The following is a 4,721-nucleotide window of genomic DNA, read 5'->3' as shown; positions in this document are numbered from 1 at the left end:
GTAGTTTTTAGTGCCATTAGTACCGCAAGGTGCTTGTATTATCACTGCGAGGTGCATGTATTATCACTGCGAGGTGCTTGTACTATCGCTGCAAGGTGGCTTGTACTACCACAACATGGTGCTTGTACTACCACAACATGGTGCTTGTGGCCCCACTACAAGCCGCATAGTACTGGCACGTTACTAACAAACCAGTTGGTAGAGGTATCGTTTAAGGCCGGTTTTGTAACCTCCGCGCTGTCGTTGCATCGTAACTATTCAGCGATAAGACGTATTAACTATTATTGATTATCAATAAGTTACACATACAGACACCTGCAAATTCTGGTAAAGTAATGTCGTTTCGAGCCATTTTGCCACAATATAACGTTTATAAATTCTTGATAATCTACGTTCGTTATTGCTGAATAGTTACCGTTGCATCATGATTTAAAGGCCACTCCTTGCCGTATTTTTGTTTTATCTGATGATCTTTCACTTGCACTTTTCGGTTATATAGTCCACGATGCACCCTCAGAATGCAAGCCAATTCTCTACTAGATCAAACCTAAAATGCCTACAAAGGCAATGAAGTTGTGCTTACTTTTAATATCTCTACAAATTAAGGGGAAGTGCAAGACAAGTCAACCCACTGGCTTATAAACTCACTAATGCCCAACAACTCCAGAATACGTCAACTCGCCAACTTACTAACTCGCCAATTCACAAATTCACTAACCCCCAGTTCACTAACTCAGTCTCGCCGGTTCACAAACTCACAAACCCACCAGTTCACTAACTCACTCTCGACAATTCACCAACTCACTAACTCGCCAGTTCACTAGTTCACTCTCGCCAATTCACAAACTCACAAACTCACTAACTCACTAACTTACTAACTCGCAAGTTTACAAACTCATCAATTCATCAACTCTTCAAATCACAAGCTCATCAACCCAAAACCTTAAACCCTTATCTTTTATTTTACAATATTGCTCTCATTTTTGCTCCGTTCTAGCAAAAATCTAGGTCAAAAGGTATGTAAATATCTACTATTTTTACCCTTCCATATCCTTTGTTCTGTCTATTTTTAAGAATGTAACGTGCATTTTGCACCATTTTGCCTTTCTAGTTTAGTTGCAAACTCATTATTGTTTACCCCCAATTACACGCTTTTAGGCCCCCAAATGCCACTTTTTAATGGTTGTTTTGCCCCTTTCAATCCTATTATTCATGGCTCTAAAAGGTTTATTTATACCATTGTAGTGCATGTTTATGCTTAATCGTCTCGCATTTAGCGGCATTTTGCACTGCAATTAGCACCATTTTACCTTGCGTTTTGTACCAAAACGCACTCCATTTTGCACCAAAACGTACTCTATTTTGCACCAAAACGCACTCCAATTAGCGGCATATTGCACCACATTTAGCTAAAAATGGCCCAAAACCTAGTGTAAATGGCGGTTTGTTGTAATAAATATTCATTCTTCAGCATCCGCGAACTAACCCCTATTTGCAGTGAAACAAACCCTCGCGAGAATCGATTTTTTGCGGCGAGATGGGCGATTGGTGACGAAAAGGACACTCATAATGTTAAATTCTTTGCTGAAAACCAGACAAAACTGATTGTGCTGTAAACACCCGCAAGGGGGGCAACGGCACGCAAAACCTGTACGCTTGTAACGGCCAGCGCGAGCGGTTACAAGGCATCTCGCTCACAGGCAACGAGAACAGCATCATGCAAACGCAGAAGTAATTGGCCTTTGCCAAGTGGTTTTCTGCTTGTGTGGAGACCGCATTGAATAACTTCCACCCAATCACCTTTTTGAGTCATAGCCACGTTTAGCCACAGGCAAATGATGCAAAATTTCAGATTTCATCGTGCCCTTGTCTAGCACTTCGTACACCAGTGGGGGGTATCTTGGTTTTACAGCACAAGACATAAACCCCCTCTCAGTTTGTGGAAATACTATAGTGAAACAGAATTGCATTTGCAAAATAGTTGTTAGAAGAATGCCAGACATCCGTTGCATGACATCAATAACCCCTTGCGCAGAGGAAAAGGAGGGACTTTTGTTTACTTACGATGCAGCTATGGCTTTCCAATCCAATTCTGTTTGACTATAAAAGTCAATACAACTTCAATTCTTTAGAACCAGCCTTAACCCCATTCTTCCCTGCTATAAGCCCCTTACCCAGCCCCCAATCAGCCTTTCAAACTGGCCTATCTCCCTGCGCGCACTTACTTCTTGTGTTAATTCAATGCGCGCAAAAGGTTAAATATTGTTTACGTCAAAGCTGTGTTTGGCCATCCTTTCGCGATGGCTAGCATTAAAATTGCTCCAATTCATCGGTATGTTTTCATTTCGTTTGCCAACAATCCGTGTGCCCCGAACACCTTCGTTGCTGTGCGCAGTCTTTGTGTAACGCCTTGATAAGCACGGCATCGAGCGCGTATTTGTACAAAAAGCACTATCTTTGTAGAACGAAATCGGACGGGCAACGCAGGTTGTTCGTCCGATTGTAACGTGAACATATACATACAAAACCGACAAAGCAATTATGGGTGTAAAAAACAGGATTGGTTGCCTCTTGGCTGCCGTGGCTTTGGGCTATTCGGCTCAGGCAAAGGTGGCATTTGCCGTAAAAGTGCAGAAAGACACCACGCAAACCGCCAAAACCGACACGGCCAAGGTGCAAACGCCTAATGGGAAGGACGTGAAAGCCGAGCCGAAGAAGAAGGAAACCGACTACGACAAGCTGATGAAAGATAGCGGAACGGTGATGAAAGGCCTTTTCACCGTGCGGCACATCAAAGACAAATGGTACTTTGAGATGCACGACAGTCTTGTTGGTCGTTACTTTATGGCCGTTACGCGCTTTGCTGGCGTACCCCAAGGATTTGGCAAATTCAGCGGTGAAATGGTCAATGAGGATGCCATTTACTTTGAAAAACGCGATGCCAAGACCATGCTTTTGCGCACATTCGTTCGCACACAAGAGGCCAACGAGAAAGACCGCATATACCTTTCGCTGAAACAAAGCACCGCCGACCCCATTGTTGCAGCCTTTCCCATCGTGGCGGGAAACACCCAAAAAGGCATGAACCTCTTCGATGTAACGGGCTTTTTTGCTCGCGACAACAACATTGTGGGCATCAACCGCACCCTTTTCGAGAAGACTAAGATTGGCGGACAGCAGGCCGATCGTACATTTATCGACACCATTAAGACCTATCCCATCAACATAGAAGTGCTTACAACGCGCACTTATGCCGCATCGCCTAGCACCATAAGGGCCTCGGGCACGGGCGCAGTAACCCTTGCGCTCAACACATCTATCGTTGAATTGCCCAAAATACCCATGCGCAAGCGCATATGGGACAACCGCGTTGGTTTCTTTGCCTATCCCTACACTATCTTCTCGGACGAGCAACACAAGAGCCAACGCGAACAATTTATCTCGCGTTTCAGGCTCGTTCCCAAAGACGTAAAACGCTATCAACGCGGTGAATTGGTAGAACCCATAAAGCCAATCGTGTTTTATATCGACCCCGCAACGCCCAAGAAATGGGTGCCTTACCTTATTAAAGGAATCAACGACTGGAATGTTGCCTTCGAGGCGGCAGGCTTTAAGAATGCCATTCAAGGCAAGGAGTGGCCCACCAACGACCCGACGATGAGTCTTGACGATGCACGTTTCAACGTGTTGCGCTATCTTCCCTCGGAGGCCGAGAATGCTTACGGCCCACATGTAAAGGACCCCCGCAGCGGTGAAATCATCGAAAGTCACATCTGTTGGTTCCATAACGTGATGAATTTGCTCACCAAATGGTACATGACACAGTGCGGACCGCTCGACAAACGTGCTCGCACGATGAACTTCGACGACCGGTTGATGGGCGAACTGATACGTTTCGTCTCTTCGCACGAGGTTGGTCACACCCTCGGACTGCGCCATAACATGGGCGCAAGCTATGCAACGCCTGTTGAAAAGCTGCGCAACAAGGCATGGGTAGAGAAACATGGCCACACGGCATCCATCATGGACTATGCGCGATTTAACTATGTGGCCCAGCCCGAAGACAATGTCGGCGAGCGCGGGCTGTTTCCTCGCGTAAACGATTACGACAAATGGGCCATCAAATGGGGCTACCAATATCGGCCAGAATTTAAAGACGAACTGGCGGAGAAAGAGAAACTAATGGACGAAACCACCGCTATCCTAGCCAAAAATCCCCGACTTTGGTTCGGCGGAGAGGGCACCAACGAAGACCCCAGGGCGCAACGCGAGGACCTAGGCGACGATAATGTGAAGGCTAGCGACTATGGCGTGAAGAACCTTCAACGGCTTATCAAGAACCTTCCCCAATGGACGCGCCAAGCCAACGACCAGTATGTAGACCTGCGCGAGATGTATAACAGCGCGCGACAGCAGTTTGTGCGCTACTTCGGACACGTAGCAAAGAACATCGGTGGGCGTTACATCAACAACATGCCGGGCAAAATGCCTTACGAAATAGTGCCAGCCGAAAGGCAAAAAGCCGCTCTCGGCTACTTCGCCCGTCAGGTATTCGATGCCCCCTTGTGGCTCTATCCTGCCGAAATAACAGCCAAGACCGGCGTAAATGCCACGGCCGAGATAGCAAAGATGCAGGCATCGGCGCTTAACGCCACGTTCTCGCTGAACCTTCTCAACGCCATCTACAACAATTCGCAAGAATCGAGCACGGCTTATCGCTT

General features: G+C 46.5%; 1 protein-coding gene. It reads left to right on the top strand.

The genetic code is table 11. The features are described 5' to 3' along the window. Window positions 1-2,541 precede the first annotated feature (2,541 nt). A partial coding sequence (locus BN93_RS07745; RefSeq protein ID WP_044260099.1) for a zinc-dependent metalloprotease occupies window positions 2,542-4,721 on the top strand: 2,180 nt, incomplete at its 3' end.

This window comes from Prevotella conceptionensis 9403948 (genome assembly GCF_000312305.1).
GTDB lineage: Bacteria > Bacteroidota > Bacteroidia > Bacteroidales > Bacteroidaceae > Prevotella > Prevotella conceptionensis.
Note: the sequence above shows the minus strand (reverse complement) of the source record. Positions and strands in the feature narration are given on the sequence as shown.